Annotated in this window: 13 protein-coding genes and 3 pseudogenes; 4 read left to right on the plus strand and 12 right to left on the minus strand. The window is 67.9% G+C overall.

Features of this window, described 5'->3' with window-relative positions; all coding sequences use genetic code 11:
* Nucleotides 1–2 precede the first annotated feature (2 nt).
* From ACZ6B1_RS30800 to ACZ6B1_RS30815, 4 genes and pseudogenes are all read right to left on the minus strand, one after another.
* On the minus strand, nt 3–1,205 hold the full coding sequence (locus tag ACZ6B1_RS30800; RefSeq protein WP_468783721.1) for a hypothetical protein: 1,203 nt from the start codon (nt 1,203–1,205) through the stop codon (nt 3–5).
* Nucleotides 1,206–1,445: 240 nt separating this feature from the next.
* A pseudogene (locus tag ACZ6B1_RS30805) lies at nt 1,446–1,637 on the minus strand (hypothetical protein); the annotation flags it as partial.
* A 136-nt stretch (nt 1,638–1,773) separates the two neighbouring features.
* Nucleotides 1,774–2,358 (minus strand): DinB family protein, encoded by a 585-nt coding sequence (locus ACZ6B1_RS30810; RefSeq protein ID WP_468783723.1) that lies wholly within the window; start codon nt 2,356–2,358, stop codon nt 1,774–1,776.
* Nucleotides 2,359–2,754: 396 nt separating this feature from the next.
* On the minus strand, nt 2,755–3,240 hold the full coding sequence (locus ACZ6B1_RS30815) for a DUF427 domain-containing protein (protein WP_468783725.1): 486 nt from the start codon (nt 3,238–3,240) through the stop codon (nt 2,755–2,757).
* 524 nt (nt 3,241–3,764) lie between these two features.
* Between ACZ6B1_RS30815 and ACZ6B1_RS30820 the strand changes: the two genes are divergently transcribed.
* Nucleotides 3,765–4,106 carry a hypothetical protein gene (locus ACZ6B1_RS30820; protein ID WP_468783727.1) on the plus strand — a complete coding sequence of 114 codons (342 nt, stop codon included), beginning with the start codon at nt 3,765–3,767 and terminating at the stop codon, nt 4,104–4,106.
* Between the two features lie 402 nt (nt 4,107–4,508).
* On the opposite strand, the gene ACZ6B1_RS30825 is transcribed toward ACZ6B1_RS30820, so the two are convergent.
* The 5 genes and pseudogenes from ACZ6B1_RS30825 to ACZ6B1_RS30845 form a co-directional block, all read right to left on the minus strand.
* A complete protein-coding gene (locus tag ACZ6B1_RS30825; RefSeq protein ID WP_468783729.1) occupies nt 4,509–5,723 on the minus strand; it encodes an MFS transporter in 1,215 nt (404 codons plus the stop codon).
* 624 nt (nt 5,724–6,347) lie between these two features.
* A complete protein-coding gene (locus tag ACZ6B1_RS30830; RefSeq protein ID WP_468783731.1) occupies nt 6,348–6,821 on the minus strand; it encodes a VOC family protein in 474 nt (157 codons plus the stop codon).
* Nucleotides 6,822–7,069: 248 nt separating this feature from the next.
* Nucleotides 7,070–7,492, minus strand: coding sequence for a DUF4279 domain-containing protein (locus ACZ6B1_RS30835; protein WP_468783733.1), 423 nt, complete (start codon nt 7,490–7,492; stop codon nt 7,070–7,072).
* The gene (locus tag ACZ6B1_RS30840; protein WP_468783735.1) at nt 7,489–8,154 is read right to left on the minus strand and encodes a polymorphic toxin-type HINT domain-containing protein; all 666 of its coding nucleotides are present in this window, start codon (nt 8,152–8,154) and stop codon (nt 7,489–7,491) included. The genes ACZ6B1_RS30835 and ACZ6B1_RS30840 overlap by 4 nt, the downstream gene beginning before the upstream one ends.
* Nucleotides 8,155–8,242: 88 nt before the next feature.
* A pseudogene (locus ACZ6B1_RS30845) lies at nt 8,243–9,334 on the minus strand (pre-toxin TG domain-containing protein); the annotation flags it as partial.
* A 335-nt stretch (nt 9,335–9,669) separates the two neighbouring features.
* Between ACZ6B1_RS30845 and ACZ6B1_RS30850 the strand changes: the two are divergent.
* The 3 genes from ACZ6B1_RS30850 to ACZ6B1_RS30860 all read left to right on the plus strand — a co-directional run bounded on the left by ACZ6B1_RS30850 (nt 9,670) and on the right by ACZ6B1_RS30860 (nt 11,205).
* The gene (locus ACZ6B1_RS30850) at nt 9,670–9,843 is read left to right on the plus strand and encodes a hypothetical protein (RefSeq protein ID WP_468783737.1); all 174 of its coding nucleotides are present in this window, start codon (nt 9,670–9,672) and stop codon (nt 9,841–9,843) included.
* A 250-nt stretch (nt 9,844–10,093) separates the two neighbouring features.
* Nucleotides 10,094–10,660: a thioredoxin family protein gene (locus ACZ6B1_RS30855; RefSeq protein ID WP_468783739.1), complete on the plus strand. Its 567-nt coding sequence runs from the start codon at nt 10,094–10,096 to the stop codon at nt 10,658–10,660.
* 137 nt (nt 10,661–10,797) lie between these two features.
* Nucleotides 10,798–11,205, plus strand: a complete 408-nt coding sequence (locus ACZ6B1_RS30860) for a hypothetical protein (RefSeq protein ID WP_468783741.1) — start codon at nt 10,798–10,800, stop codon at nt 11,203–11,205.
* Between the two features lie 130 nt (nt 11,206–11,335).
* Here the strand turns inward: ACZ6B1_RS30860 and ACZ6B1_RS30865 are convergent.
* From ACZ6B1_RS30865 to ACZ6B1_RS30875, 3 genes and pseudogenes are all read right to left on the minus strand, one after another.
* Nucleotides 11,336–11,430, minus strand: a pseudogene (locus ACZ6B1_RS30865).
* A 171-nt stretch (nt 11,431–11,601) separates the two neighbouring features.
* The gene (locus ACZ6B1_RS30870) at nt 11,602–12,801 is read right to left on the minus strand and encodes a cysteine desulfurase-like protein (protein WP_468783743.1); all 1,200 of its coding nucleotides are present in this window, start codon (nt 12,799–12,801) and stop codon (nt 11,602–11,604) included.
* Between the two features lie 73 nt (nt 12,802–12,874).
* The coding region (locus tag ACZ6B1_RS30875; RefSeq protein WP_468783745.1) for a Pls/PosA family non-ribosomal peptide synthetase at nt 12,875–15,532 on the minus strand (2,658 nt) is incomplete at its 5' end.

Consider the following 15,532-nt stretch of genomic DNA (forward strand, 5'->3'; position numbering starts at 1 on the left):
GGTCAGCGCCGAGCCTTGATCTCGTCGAGGGTCACTTCGACCGGGCCTGCCAAGACGTCGAGCAGGCCGTAGCGGCTCCGCACCTCGCGGTCCTCCTGCACGGAGGGCGTACGGTTTTCCTCACCTACTGGCGCGATGACCGGCACCACGTCTACACCATGTGCGCCAAAGCGCCAATAGGTAGTGATGCGGCGCTTCTTTCTCGTAATGTGATCGATCGCATTACTTTCTTGCATCTCGGCCGTTTGAATAATGGTGTCGAGCTCTTTTCGGTCCATCCATTGGGGCACCGCAACGCCCCGCCAGGAGTAGCTGGAGCCTCCGAATGAATCCATATTGAGCCGGTCTTTGCGCGCCAGGTTCAGTGTGGCGTAGAACGTCAACTTGTCGAAATTCGTATCGCTGGGAAGCTGAACAACGGTCCGCGTGAGCAACTCGTCGTTCTCCTCGACCCAATTTCCGGGGAGCATCCACGGCTGCGCCGCCACCAGCTTGCCCGGCTGGTAGACCTCCCTGCGGGTGAGCGGGTGCTTCTCCCGGTATTGAGCCCATTGCTCGGCGTCCTTTCGCCACTTCGCCGGGGACCGGTCCGTCGGGCTCACCGTCACGTCCTCTCCCATGGCATGGAACTCGGCGCCCAGCACGTAGAAGCCCGTATCGCTGTGATTCACGAGCTTGATGTCGACCGGCACGGAAAACATCTTGCCGTCCGCACTGAGCGCTGCCTTGCCCGGGTTCAGTTGCACGAGAGGGGTGACCTCACGCCGGTACGGCTGGAAAAGGTACTGGTAGCCGAAATTGGCGACCGCTACTAGCGTGGAGATGATGAGTGCCGCAGCTACCCGCTTCGGAGTGGGGATCTCATCCAGTCTTCGCCACACCAGGACGACAGTGGATAGCGAACTTACGCTGAGCACAATGGACAGTACTTGATAGACGGCTTTCTCGCCGTCATTCCATGCCTGTAACGCGAGCAGGACGTTCGTCAGCAGCGCCACGCCGGTGGAGATCAGCGCGACCACTCGAAAGTTGGAACTCGGCCCGCGGACCCAGCAGTCCACGACCGCGCCGATACCCACGAGCATGATGAGAGCCGCCAGCATGAGGGCCGCTCCGGTGACGCAACCCGCGAAAGTCAGAGCCTGGCTGAAGTCCTTGAAGCCGCACAAGCCCACGGGCACCGCCGTCGCGAGCAGGACCAGCACGACCCATACCATTTCCGTCCGCGAGCATGGGCATCTCAGGCCTCTTCGCCCCATCACGTACGCGCCGGAACGGGTCCCTGGGTCGGACCCTGGGGAAGTCGTCACATGATCACCTTCCTGGCTGTACACCGGCATCCGATCACCATGCTCCGAGTGATCCACGCGGTGCACTGAGTGATCCAAGCGATCACTGCACACATTCCGGCGGGATTACCACACCCATTCCACCGGTCGGCCCACTCATCCAGCGCCGGCCGTGGCTCTGATTGAGAGGGCAGGGGCTTTCTGTGGGAGGTTCACCATGGTCGCTTCCTGGGTGCCGCGGGCGACGACGACCACGGCCTCCTCTGCGGGATCGGGGTTTTCATCACGGTGCGGCGCGAAGGGTGGGGCGAAGATGTTGTCGCCAGGCGCGCTGCGCAGCCGGATTTCCGGTAACGAGCGCGAGGTCGGCTACGCCGTCCGCGACTCCGGGGTGCCACGCGAGGAGGTCTTCATCGAGACCAGGACCTCACCGTCGAGTGCCGCGACGTCGGCCCGCACGACATCAAGTCACGTGAGACGACCTCTAGGCCTTGATGGGTGCGGCCGACCTGGCGGCCTGCTCGATCTTCGCGCAGTGGGCTGCACGGGCTTCCTCGTCGATCTGCTTCTCGTTTTCGGCGCGCACCCCGGTCCGGCCGTCCAGGCCCTCGCGCAGGATATCGGCGTGCCCGGCATGCCGGATGGACTCGCCGAGGACATGGACCATGATGGCGAACAGGTTCGTGTTGGGATCAGGCTCCGGCCACCACGGCACGTGGCCGGGGGCGTCGAGGGGAAGCTCGTTGATCGTCGCGTCAGAGTGTTCCCACGTGCGCCGGTAGAACCCGATGATCTGATCGCGGGTCTCGTCCTCGGTCGCCCACAGATCGCCGCCGTTGTAGTCCTGCCACCGGGGCAGCGGTTCCGGGGAAGGGCGGTCGAAGACCTCGCCGAAGTACCTGGCCTCGACGGTGGCCACGTGTTTGACCAGGCCGAGGAGGTTGGTCCCGGTCGCCGTCAAAGGTCGGCGGGCGTCGTATTCGGACAAGCCGTCGAGTTTCCAGAGCAGCGCCGTGCGGTCCCGCCGCAGTCTCCCGTGCAGGTTGTCCTTCGCGAATTCATCGATCACGCGGCATGAGCCTGCCACGGGCTGCTCGTGGTCTTAAGATCCCGTACGTGGTCGGCGACGACTGGCAGAGCCGCGGCCTGGCAATGGCCGCCGCCCCGACGGCGGCACGCGGCCCACGACGCCAGGCGACATCAGCACCGGGGCGAAGATCTCGGAGGGTGTTGATGCGGCGCGAGCGGGGTCGTGCACGCGGGCGACCGCCTGGACCGCGTTGTGGAAGCCGTCGCCGAGCTGCTCGACCTCTGCTTCTCCGCGGGCGACCTGCTGCTGGCCGCCGCACACTCCCCTGCTTCAGCCTGGGCCCTTCCGCCGGAGCTCGGCCCTCGGCTGCGGACGGTCATCACGAGACTGCCAAAGACGGCGGTTGCCGACCTGAGTGGTTGCTGCGAGATCTGCCTACCACCCTCGCGTTCCGGGCGCGCCCTTGAAGGGCCCTCGCACATCTTTGGTGACCCAGCCGCCGTAGAAGTCCCCCTCCTGAGCCTGTACCTCTTCGCCGCCGACAAGACAGCGGTCGACACGGCTCGCGTAGAAGGCGAAGTAGTCCTCGAGGACCGAATAGGCGGGCTCGGGGTTCGCGTAACTCCAAGCGGCCCGCCTTCGCACTACGTCACCGACGATCACATCCCAGTAACGAGCGCTGCCCTTCCACTCGCACCAGGTGCGGCCCTCGGTGAGGAACAGCAGATCCGACCGGACGTCCTCCGGCGGAATGTAGAAGGTCGGAGGGTGACTGGTCTCCAGTACCCGGACCGCGTGCCTTGTCTCGGCCACCACCTGGCCACCGCACTCCACTCGGACAAGGCGGTTGTCCGGCAGCACGGCGGGCGGCCGCGGATAGTCCCATACGGACTCGACTTCGCAATCGGCAAAATCGGCCATACCGTCTCCTCGTGGTACGTGGACCTTACTGCTCGGCGTGTTCATCTCCTCTTCCGTACATCACGGCCTTTCGGATGAGGCGCACTTCGAATTGGCCGGATCGGCGGTGACGGGGTTTGCCGGCTCAACGGGCGAACTCGCAGGCCAGGTGGCTTCGAATCGAAGCTGACCGATCTTCGGCGTCTCGGCGGGAGGGGCGGCCGGAGTGTTCGCAACTGAGGTCTGCGTGCGGTGCGCGGTGGATCCTCGGGGTCCACGCTGGCTGTCGACCGTGGCGATCTGGATCAATCTCACACCGCCATGGCAGGATCCGGCGCTCCTGTCAGCGGCACCTGGGGTGTCAGCGCACAGCTCGCCGGCGCGACCGAGACAGCGGCGGCCATCGTGCAGTGCGCCAAGGACCTCGGCCTGTACACACTGGCGTCCTGCTGGGCCCTGATCACCGCCGCGGTAGCTTCCCGAATCTCACGAACTGAGCACATGCAGGCGCGCTTTCCGGCCAGTACTCGCAGGTAGCGGTACGGGTGGCCGACTCGCGGGGGATGATCGCGGTTGTGTTCGGCGAAGACATGACCAGCTGCGTGCGGTGGGAAATCCTGATGCACGAACGGTTCAGCGGCGTGTGGATCTGCAAAGACTTCGGTCGTGCGACCACCAACGTGGATCCCACCGAGCTGGGCCGGGCCGTCCTCGCCGCATACCTCGCCGGCCGGGACAGCCGGGGTGAAACGTTCCGCGTTGTCGTCCGCGCCGACAGCGTCGGCCAGTGCGTCATCACCCCCGGTCAACTCATGGACCCTGACTGGAAAGCGGACCCGGCCATCTGTCAGGCACTGCCCGCATACCTGCGCAACGCTCTCACCTGACCCCTCATGCCGTGGGAAGGGCGACGACCATGCGGCCCTATCCGCACCCCAAGCATGTCGCAGGCGCGGCGGGGTGCCGGGCCCGCACACAGGAGGTCTGGACGCCGGTCCGGGGCCGCAGCAGCAACTCGCCTGCGTAGCACGGCGAAAGCGCTGCTCGTGCAGCGCCAGATCACTGGTCCGGGCGGCGACCGCTCGGTCCTGGCCATCACTGTGGGCGCCGGCAACCCCGGTCCGCCCGGTTGCGTCCCTGACCACGAGATGAGCAGCGTCTTCGGCCCCAAGGACTACAAGGCCGGCGCACCCCGCCGCGGCCGCCACGGGACCAGGCCGGTCCGGGTACCCCCGCCTGGCTGCCGGACACGACGCCCCGCCGGGACGCAGAGAGTCCCGTTCGCCCGGTCAGTCCGCGGTGGGGACCGGTGCCTTCCGCTCGGCCGCCGGCGATGCCTGCGTGATCACTTCGGAGCGCCGCTGACCCCGGTCCATGGCACCGCCCGTGAAGGCTAGACCCAGACCGGCCACGGCGAGCGCCGCGCCGACCAGGTTGGGCGCGGCCCAGCCCCAGCCGGCCGAGATGACCAAGCCGCCGAGCCAGGCACCACCCGCGTTGGCCAGGTTGAAGGCCGAGTGATTGGAGGCCGCCGCCATCGTCGGGGCGTTCTTGGCCTTGGCCATGAGCAGCATCTGGACGGGTGTGGTGATGAGGGAGCCCATCGCGCCGATGAAGGTGATCGTCACCAGGGCAGGGACGGTGCTGTGGACCGCGAAGTAGAACGCCACCAGGGCCGCGGCCAGCAGGATGAGTCCCCAGTACATCGTCGGGCGCAGTGCGCGGTCGGTGAGCGGTCCGGCGATCAGGGTGCCCAGCGTCATGCCGACGCCGTACAGCGCGAGCACCCAGGTCGTCGACGAGTCGGAGATTCCGGTCAGGTGCGTGAGCATCGGGACGAGGTAGCTGTACACGGCGAAGAATCCGCCGAAGCCCACGACGGCCGTGGCCAGACCGATGACGACCTGCTTGTTGCCCATGGCCCGCAGCTCGTGCCGGATGCCGGACTGCTCCCCGCGCGGCTGGTGCGGGACGAAGGCGGCCAGCGCGGCCAGCGCGACGAGTCCGATGACGGCGACCGCCCCGTAGGCGGAGCGCCAGCCCAGATGCTGGCCGAGGGCCGTGGCGGCCGGAACCCCGACGATATTGGCGACGGTCAGTCCGAGGAACATCTTCGACACGGCGCGTGCCGCCCGGTCCGCAGCGACCAGCCGCGAGGCAACGACGGCGCCGACGCCGAACAGCGCACCGTGCGGCAGACCCGCCAGGAAGCGGGCGGCGAAGAGCGTGCCGAAGTCGGGGGCCAGGGCCGACGCCGTGTTGCCGATCACGAACAGTCCGCTCAGGAGCAGCAGCAACCGCTTGTGCGGGACACGCGCGCATATGCCCGTCAGCAGCGGAGCGCCCACGACGACACCGAGCGCGTACGCCGACACGACATTGCCGGCGTGCGGTACGGACACACCGATTCCGTCGGCGATCTGGGGCAGCAGCCCCATGGTGGCGAACTCGGTCGTGCCGATGCCGAACGCGACGACAGCCAGGGCCAGCAGAGCCAAGGGCATGGTGCAGGAGAACCTTTCAAAGACGACGGGCCGGGGACCAGGGGCGGGGCGGTGCGGACTCGTCCGCGGTTTCCTCGCCCGGTCGCGCCAGTCGTCATGACCCGAAGCGCCCTGGGAAGAGGGGGAGCCCATAGGGATGCAGCACTGGAGCGGAGGAATCCATTCCAAGATCGCCTGGCGATGTGCGGCATCGGGCTGGGCCCGGACACCCTGGCTGCGGCAGTCGGCCCCGGCCGGTGAGCAAGGATAGCCGCTGGGACTCCGCCATCGACCCGGAGGGTCACCGTCCGGACGCGCCACCGGCTGCCTCCAGGCGTCTCGCCGAGGCGGGAGCCTGGTGACAACCTTGGCCGCGGGCGATGAGCCGGCGCTCGTGGACGCCTGGGTAGGGCAGGACGTCCACCTTGGCACACGTGTCTCCGCTACGCCTGGGAGACCAGCGAACGGCCCGGCCCGAACGCGGCGATCACCGGGGTGGCGTCGGTGACGAGTTCCTGGTAGCGATCGTCGTCGTCGGGTTCCGGCTGCTTGATCGTCAGCCTGCTCCGCTGCGAAGGCGGCCGGACTGAGGCCTCATGCCTGGTCGTGCGGCATGAGGGACGTATCCCGGACGGGGCGCCTTCGTCAGGTTTCGGTGTCGACGCGCGCCAGGATGCCTTTGAGCAGCCCCGTGGCCTGGCCCACCTCGATGAGGTAGCCGTCCGGATCACGCATGTAGCAGCGCAACTCGGCGCGGCGGTCGATGGGCGGGGTGAGGAACTCGGCTCCCTTGGCGCTCGCCGTGGCATAGAAGGCGTGGATGTCGGCCACCCGAACGTTCAGAAAGCTGGAGACGGTGTGGGGGTCCTCCGGAGTGCGCAGGACGACATCGGGTTTGTCGTCGGTGGGCCCGCCGCCCGGGTTCATGATGATCCAGCCGTTGGCGACCTTGACGATGCAGGGGTTCTCATCCAGTACCACCCTCCCACCCAGTACCTCGGCGTAGAACGCCCGTGAGCGGGGGACGTCGCTGACCGTGAGGAAGTGCGTGAGCACCAAGCCCTCGGCCGGTGCGGGAAGGTCGTCGGCCGTTGCGCCCGAAGACATGACGTCGGACATGTGTCGAGCGTACGGCGCAGATGGCCGTGCGGCACTCTCAGTCGGCACGCCCCTTTGCCGGGGCCCGCTCCTTGCCGCGGAGAAGCGGTCCGACGTGGACGCCGCCTCAGCAGCGCGGAGGCTGCTTTCCCTGTGCGGCCGAGACCCCGGTGCGCCCGGTGTTCCGCGGACACCGGGGTCTCGGCCCGGTCGGGCCCTGAGGCGTCAGGAATTCCCGGGCAGTGCCCGCTTCCCGACCAGCGAACCGCTCACTGGTCGTCGCAGAAATACACGTACTGGTCGATGTCCAGCGACGCTCCAGCCTCCGCGAGCCAGGCCAGCAGGGCCGCGCCCAGCCAGATGCCCTTCTGCTGCGGGTCCTCCGGGTCGGTGAGCTCCTGCACGATCGCCAGGGAGATCTCGGCGTCGCCGGAGTCGGCCAGGCGTCCCAGGGCCGCGGCGAACTTCGGTCCCCAGCCGAGGATCACGGGTTCGAGATCCTCCGGCCGTCCCGGTCCGTCCGTGGCCGAGGCGTGCCGGATCCAGGTCGTGTGCGCGCGCGGCGGCGACTGGGGGCGCCGGCGGCTGCCCATCGCGGTCGCTTCGTCGGGCCCGGTCCCCAGCCGCGCGGAGATCTCCTCCGGTTGCAGGGACTCGCTGACGACCCTCAGGTACATCCGGAAGGCGCTCATGGCCGGTACCTGTAGTTGGTCGGAACCAAGATCTTTCCGTCCTTGCTCACGAGGACGACCCTGCCCTCTCCGTCGCGCATCGCGTCGAACCGCGACACGTTGTTCTTCCCCACCCAGTCGGCCTTGAAGGCGTGCGGGTCCTCGCCGACGCTCTTCAGCGCCTTCTCGAGCTGCTTCTCCTTGATCTTGACCAGTGAGCCGCGGTCGATGGCCGCGGCGTCGGGGATCTCTCCGCGGATGAAATCACACGACGCGTTGTGGACGAGTACGGGAGTCGTCCCCGCCAGCACGAAGTAGGTGTGGAGGTCGTTGACGGTCAGGTTGTAGGCGCCCTCCGGCTCCTTCCAGTGCGTGACCTGGTCGATCCGTGCACCGGTGCCGTCGGGGGCGCGGAGGGTATCACCGGAGTTCAGGTCGCGGGCGTCGGTCCACCGTCCGCGGTTCTCCACCCAGAAGGGGTGGTGGTCGGTCGCGGTGAGCGCGGGCGCTCCGTCGCCCGCGTCGCCGGCCAGGCGCACGCCGGTGAAGTCCTCGTCCTCGGGGGTGTAGATCGTGTCTTCCACCGAGCGCGCGCCGGTGGTCCCCGTCTGCGGGTCGCCGGCCAGGACACTGTCGCCGGCCGTGATCTCCTCGATAGGCAGGGTGGTGGTGCCGTCGCCCATGAGGACCCGTGTGCCGGCCGGGAAGCTGTTGCACGGGGGCGGCTTGTCGCCCTTGCGGGCGGATGTCCTCCGGGAGCAACCTGCCCCCGTACTTGAGCCAGCGCATGACCGCGAGCGAGCCCAGCAGGCGGTCGGTGTTGCTCACCTTCTCGCCGGTGGCCAGATCGGTGCCGATGATGGCTTCGAGGACGCCCTTGCCGTCGCCGATCCCGGGCAGCAGGTTGAGCAGCAGCGACATCCGCCGCTCCTGCGCGGCCCGTTCTTCGGGAGTGGTGTCCTTCGAACCGATCCGGTCGGCGAGGCGCGAGAAGTCGAAGTCGAACTCGGGAACCTGGTGGAGCTTCGACGCACCCTTACCGATGCCGTCGACGGCCTTCTTGGTCTCGTTCAGCCCCTTGTTGGCCTCCTTGATCCCCTCGTTGAGCTTGTCCATCCCCCGGTTGGCCTTCTCGATGCCCTTGTTGGCCTTGTCCAGGCCCTTGTTGACCTCGGCCGTGGCCTTGTTCATGTCATCGAGGGCGCCGTTCATCTTGTCGAAGCCGGCGTTGATCTGGTCCAGGCTCTTGCCGACGTCCTTGAAGAAGCCCGCGATGTCCCAGGTGTCCTTCGGCGGCCGGTCGTCGACGGGCTTGGGGTCCGGGTAGTAGTCCCCCACCACCACGGCGAGCACGGCCAGGGCCTCGACCGACTCGGTGTGGGCGTCGAGCAAGCGGGACGCCTTCACGAGGTCGGTGCGCAGCTTGTCCATGTGCGGCTTGGCGGCCTTGAGCGCCTTGAGCGTCTGCTCGAAGATCTGCTTCTTCTTCTCCGGGTCCGGCTCCTTGTCCGGATCGAGCAGGAGTTGGGGCTTGAGCTTGTACAGCTCGGTCAGCTCCTTCTCCAGTCCGTTGAAAGAGGCGCCCTCGTCCTTCATCGCGTCACGGGTGACGTAAAGGAAGACGCCCACGCCGAGGCCCAGTTTGGCGGACTTGAGGGCGAACTCCTTGAGGCAGGCGGGCCGTTCCAGCAGCGGCTGGGAACCGCAGTCGGAGTACTGCGCCACCTTGGTGGCGATCTCCAGCAGGGTGGGCTCGGGTTCGTGCTTCGGCGCGGGTCCGGCCGCCGCGGCGGTGCCCGCGCCCACGGTCAGCAACAAGGCGGTCGCGAGCGTGACGATCTGTTGTTTTGCGTGCAGGTACATTTCTTCCTCAGGGCGCAGACCTCACAGCGCCGCGTCGTGCGGCGTGGGTCGGCGCTTCCCCCTGGGCGGCCGGGCCGCCCTGGTCTTGCGCGCGTATCGAACGCGTGGTCGCCGTCACCGTAGACCGTTACCTTCGGTCATGCTCAACTGAGCGCCTTGCGGGGCGACATGACGAGGGCACCGCCTGCACCGGTACGAGACGCGGGTGGGGGGGCGGGCAGGTCAGGCAGACCACCGGGGCGGTAGGGACGCCGGGGTCTGAGGGTGGACAACCGAGCCTGCCGTGCGCCCGTAGACTCACTAGCCGTTTGTGTACACGGGGAAGGGACACGGCAGTGAATCAGCAGGACCACATGCGGTACACCTGGGGCGATGCACCGATCTACGACAAGCTCGTCGGGGAACGCGGCGATGTCCCCGCTGAGGTGAACGCCGAAGCCGCTCGCATCCTCCGGGAGGCGGATCGGAGCATCGACTTCGGTCTGCGGCTGCCGTACGCGACGCCCTGAACGTGCCATGAGTATCCGCCCGAGGGCACACGCTACGAAGAAGGCGGCGCCGCCTACGAGCCGCCAGAGGTCGATCGCGGCGCAGTGTCCTGTGGTTGGACACAAGGCAGGTCAAAACCGGTACGCCTGGCTGTCGAACGCGTGATTGGATCACCCGTGCGCATCCAGCCCCCGAAGAGGCCGCACGCGGATGGGAACGGCCTCGAGGCCCGCACAGGCCGACTTTGACGGAGAGACGACGAGGAGTCACGTGAGGCGTCACCTGTTCCCGGCCACGCTGCTGTCGGCCGGAACCGCTCTGTTGGCACTCACCGGCTGTGCCGGTGCGCCCACCACATCCCACAAAACCCCTCCTTCCGTCACGGCTGCTCCCGCCACCCGGTTGGCGACGCCCGCCACGCCCACGGCGTCCGCCGCGCCCGCGAAGCCGCCGCACGGCTACGACCCACACGCACACGCCGCAGCGGAGATCAAGGCCGCTCTCAAGGCAGCGAAGAAGGACGGCCGTCCCGTCCTCATCGATTTCGGCGCCGAATGGTGTCTGGACTGCCGTGTCCTGGGCGCGCGTTTCCAGGATCCGGGGCCGTCCGCGACGCTTGCCAGGTACCACGTAGTGACCGTTGACGTCGGCGAGTTCGATCACAATCTGGATGTAGCCGCGCGCTACGTGAACCTGCAGACGAGTGGTATACCGGCACTGGTCGTCCTCGACCCTGCCTCCGGCAGGACCAAGGTGGCTACGGACCGGGGCGAGTTCGCCAATGCGCGGACCATGTCGGCCGACCAGGTCGAGGAGTTCTTGAAGCGATGGGCGTGATCGCCCGGCTCCGAGCCGGCGGAGCGACCACGAGCGTGGCACTCACGCTGGCGCTGGCTGCCCTTCCTCTCACCGGCTGTGCGGGGGTTCGGGAAAGCGGTCCCGCCGCCGTGGCCGCCCCCTTCTCGGACGGTGGCGTGACTGTGTCGGTCCGGGTGGAGTCCCGCGACAACGACTTGCGGGTCCTCGCCGACCTGCGGCCCGAGCGGTCCGGCTTCCACCTGTACAGCCTGGCCCTTCCCGACGGCGGCGTCGACGGAATCGGCATCCCGACCCGCATCCGCGCTGCGGGGGCCCTGCGGCCCACGGGCCCGGCGACCACCGACGCCCAGGAGCGCGTACTGCGCCCCGAGGGCCTCCACGTCCGGCTGCCGGTCTATCAGGATGGCCGGGTCACCCTCGAACTCCCCGTCCGGCGGGTCGAGGGCACGGACCGTGACCGGGCGCGGGTGTTCCTCACCTACGGCGCGTGCAGCGAGCGCGAGGGGTGTCTGCTACCCGTACGCGATCGTGCCGTCACCTTGACGCTTCCGGCCGACGGCTAGCCGATGCGTGGGTTCTGGGTACGGCGCGCGCCCGGCACCCGGAAGTGAGTAGCAGACATGACGGTGCCCGGTGACTCGCGGGCTGATGCACGGCCCCTGGCAGCTCGCACCGCCCCTTCAGGGGTTACGGCGGAGAGGGCAGGATTCGAACCTGCGTGGGCCCCGAAGGGCCCGACCGTGAGGCGAGCTCGCTGGTCCCCGATCAACCACTCCGGGCACCTCTCCCTGTTCCCGGCTGCGGAGACTCTCCGCTGCCGTTCACAGGACCAACTGTGGCAGGACCCGCTGACGGCGCCCTGACACGCTCGTCACTCGACGCCCCGAGAACTGATGGTGCGCGGCCCGATGGACGACATGGACGATGCGAGCGTGCTGGTTCGTTCTGCCCGGCCCGGATCAGACCAACGTGGACAGGCCCTCGAGGAGCCGGTCTACGTCGTTGACGGTGTTGTACGGCGCGAGGCCGGCTCGCAGTGCGGGGTCCTGGAGTTTGAGGGCGTCGAAGGGCTCGTACGCGTAGAACGAACCCGCAGGGGCCACCACGCCGCGAGCGGCCAGGTGCGCCTGGGCTTGGCGGGCGTCACGTCCGTCGAAGCTCATCAGCAGGGTCGGGGTGCGGTCGGCTGCCTTGGAGTGCAGGGTGACTGCGGTTCCGAAGGCTCGCAGACCCTCTTCCAGCCTGGTACGGAGGGTCTGCTCGTGTGCGTGGAGGGAGCCCAGCGATTGAGTGAGCTGCTCTCGACGCGTCGTCCGTGTGCCGGGGTCGAGGGCGGTGAGGAAGTCCACGGCGGCGGTGGCGCCCGCCAGGATCTCGTAGGGCAGAGTGCCGAACTCGAAGCGCTCGGGCACCGCGTTGGACGACGGAACGAGCTTGTCGGGCTGGATCGTCTCGAGGAGTTCGGGGGAGCCTGCGAGCACGCCACAGTGTGGTCCGAGGAACTTGTAGGGGGAGCAGACGAACAGGTCCGCGCCCAGGGCGGACACGTCGACCAGGTGATGGGCGGCATAGTGCACGCCGTCCACGTACACGAGGGCGCCGGCCTCGTGCGCCAGGTCGGCGATCTGCGGGACGGGCGGCTTGGTGCCCAGCACGTTCGAGGCCGCGGTGAGGGCGACCAGACGCGTTCGCGTTGAGAGTGCCCGCTGGAAGGACCCGAGGTCGAGGTCTGTGGTGTCGGGATCGATCTCGATCCAGCGGACGGTCACGCCGGCGCGCTGGGCGGCCTGAACCCAGGGGCGGACGTTGCAGTCGTGGTCCAGACGGCTGAGGACGATCTCGTCGCCGCTCTTCCAGTCCTTGGCGAGGTGACGGGAGAAGTCGTAGGTGAGCTGGGTGGCGCTGCGACCGTGGACGATGCCGTCGGCGGGCACGTTGAGCAGGTCGCCGTAGGCGGACCGGAACGCCACCACCGAGTGTTCGGCATTGAGTTCGGGCGGGCTGGTGACGCCCCGGTTGGAGAGGGGGCCGGTCAGGGTGGCGGTGATGGCGTCGGCGACGGGGCGGGGGGTCTGGGTTCCGCCGGGGCCGTCGAAGAAGGCAAGGCCGGTGTCGAGGGAGGGGAAGTGGGCTCGCAGAGCGTTCAGGTCGATGGCCATGGCCTCAGCTTTTCGGGAGGGACAGCGGTCGGGCGGGGCCTCTGGACGGTCAGCTGCAGATCGGGCGGTGGACCTACCGATCGCGGACGACACCCGCTTCCTGGGCGGGGTTTCCCTCCCACCGTGTCTCAGGGGGGACTTCCTCCCCCTTCATCAGGAAGGAGTCGGGGGCGAGTTGTGCCCGGTCGCCGATCGTGGTGCCGTAGTGCACAAGGGCTCCTACCCCGATGGTGGCGCCCGCGCCGATCGTGGCGCGGTCGGACTTGAAGGTGCCGTCCTCCTGCGAGTGGCACTGGATGACGCTGCCGGCGTTGAGAGCGCTTCCGTCTCCGATGCTGACGAGGGTCCGCTCGGTGATCGCGCAGCCGTCGTCGAAGACCCGGCGTCCGATCCTGGCGCCCAGCAGCCGCCAGACCAGGGCCTTGAACGGCGTGCCGTTGAAGGCCTGCACGTACTCGTGCGACGTCAGCTTCCAGTAGCGCTCGTGGCCCCAGAAATCGGGCTCGTAGATCGAGCAGTACAGCGATCTGAGCGGACGGAATCCCGTCACGGTCCGCTCGATCAGGGCGAAGTAGAAGACGGTGAACACGACGGTGAGCAGGCCCGCCAGCGCATAGACCGGCGCACCGAGGGTCGGGAAGAGCTCGACGGCGGTCATGGCGATGAGGACGAGTACGAAGAAGTGGAACCAGCGCGCCAGCAGATGCAGGCTCGCGGTGACCGCGTTGTGCCTGTTCTTGGCGGCGAGTCGGCGGCGCATTTCAGCGCCCTGGGCGAGCTGGTCGAAGCGGGTGTCGCGCAGTACCGAGCGCGGGATGTGGATGCTGGGTGAGCCGAGCAGTCCGACGCCTTCGCGTACCGGGCCGTCGACGGGGACCATGGTCTTGGTCGCGAGCAGGCAGTTGTCGCCGGTCCGGCCGCCCGCGGGGTAGGCGATGCGGTTACCGATGAAGTTGTTCGGCCCGATCGAGGTGCGGGAGAGCCGGAAGGACGAGCTGGAGAAATCGGCGTTGATGATGGAGAGCCCGTCGGCGACCATCGTCCCGGTGCCCACGGTGCTGAGGTACGGGGTGTCGTGCTTGACGACCGAGCCGAAATTCGACCCGGTCTGTTCGACATGGCACAGGTCGTATCCCAGGCACCGCAGATAGTGCACGATCGCGGAGCTGTCGCCGAAGAGTGTGGTGAAGAACCTGAAGTTGGTCAGCCGAGTGATCGCCCGCTGGATGCCGTGGTGGAAGCCGTACAGCGGGTAGGTCCGGCCCGGCTCGATCGCCAGGCTGAGCAGCCGCGGGACCGTGCCTACGATCAGCAGTCCCGCGACGATGCCCCCGAAGAAGGCCACCAGGGACGCGGCCAGTGCCTCGACGTAGAACGCGGGACTGGTGAAGGCTTGGGGCCCCGGCGTGAACACCGCGTTGAGCTGCGGCACCGCGGTGAAGACGAGGCTCACGCCGGCCAGTGCCAGGGGCAGGTACACCAGCAGCAGGGCCAGCAGTTCCGACAGGCTGTAGAGGACCTTGCGAAGGGGGCCACACGCGACGGGTTCGACGGTGCGGAAGTCGGTCGTCGTCGGCTCCGCCGGCGTCCCATGCCACGACTCTCCGGCCGGAATCGCCTGCCCCGAGTGCAGGGAGGAGGCGTGTCCCAGTTGGCTGTGGTCACCCATCGACGTGTAGATGTCGACGACGGCCTGAACGCCGACGGTCACATCGTCGCCGAGGGTGACGGGGCCCGTCTCTATGTAGCCGTCGTGCACGCGATAGCAGGACAACAGCACGTCCTTGCGGACCACCGTGTCGTCACCGATGGTCAGGAGGTCGGTGCCGACCGGGACGGTTCGGGACAGGAAGGTGACGCCCTTTCCGATGTGCGCGCCGAGCGCTCTGAGGTAAAGCACGTATAGCGGTGAACCGATGAACAGACGTACCGGGCTGGTGCGGATGAGGGTCTTGACGCACCAGAAGCGCAGGTAGGCGGGACCCCACAGGGGGATCCGGCGAGGAGTGAAGCGGCCGATGATCATCCATTTGGCCGCGACGGGCAACGCGCAGGCGCCGACGAAGAACGCCGCGCTGAACAGCACCGCCCTCCAGTAGGTGCCTGCCGGCCCCTTGCCTTCCAAGGTCCACTCGTAGCCGAGGACGGCGATCGTGGCTCCCAGAGAGGAGAAGACGAGGAACATCAGTAGCTGAGCCGTCCCGCACAGCGCGTGCCGCCATGGGCCGCACTGGGGCGCAGCCGACAGGACGGGCCGGGAGCCGCTCTCCGCAGGGACGCGTGAATCGCTCTGTGACGGGGCTTGCGAGGGCTCCGAGGACTGGACGGCAGCGGGTGCCTCAGTGAACGCTCCGGCCAGGCTCTGGATCGTCGGGTACCGGTAGATGTCCTTCATCGACACCGTCGGCAGGTCGTCCCGCTTCCGCACCCGAGCACAGAACTGCGCCATCACCAGCGAATCAGCACCCAGATCTGCGAAGAAGTCGCCGTCCACCGGCACCCGCTCGGCACGCAGCACACCGGCCAGCACCTCAGCCAGCAGCGCCACTGTGCCGGTCGACGAATCCGTCGACACCATCACGTCGGCTGGAGTGCCCGCTGGCGCCCGGGGGGAAGCGCCGGCGGTCAACGCTTCGGCCAGGCTCTGGATCGTCGGGTACCGGTAGATGTCCTTCATCGACACCGTCGGCAGGTCGTCCCGCTTCCGCACCCGAGCACAGAACTGCGCCAT

Source organism: Streptomyces sp. NPDC041129, from assembly GCF_055592265.1.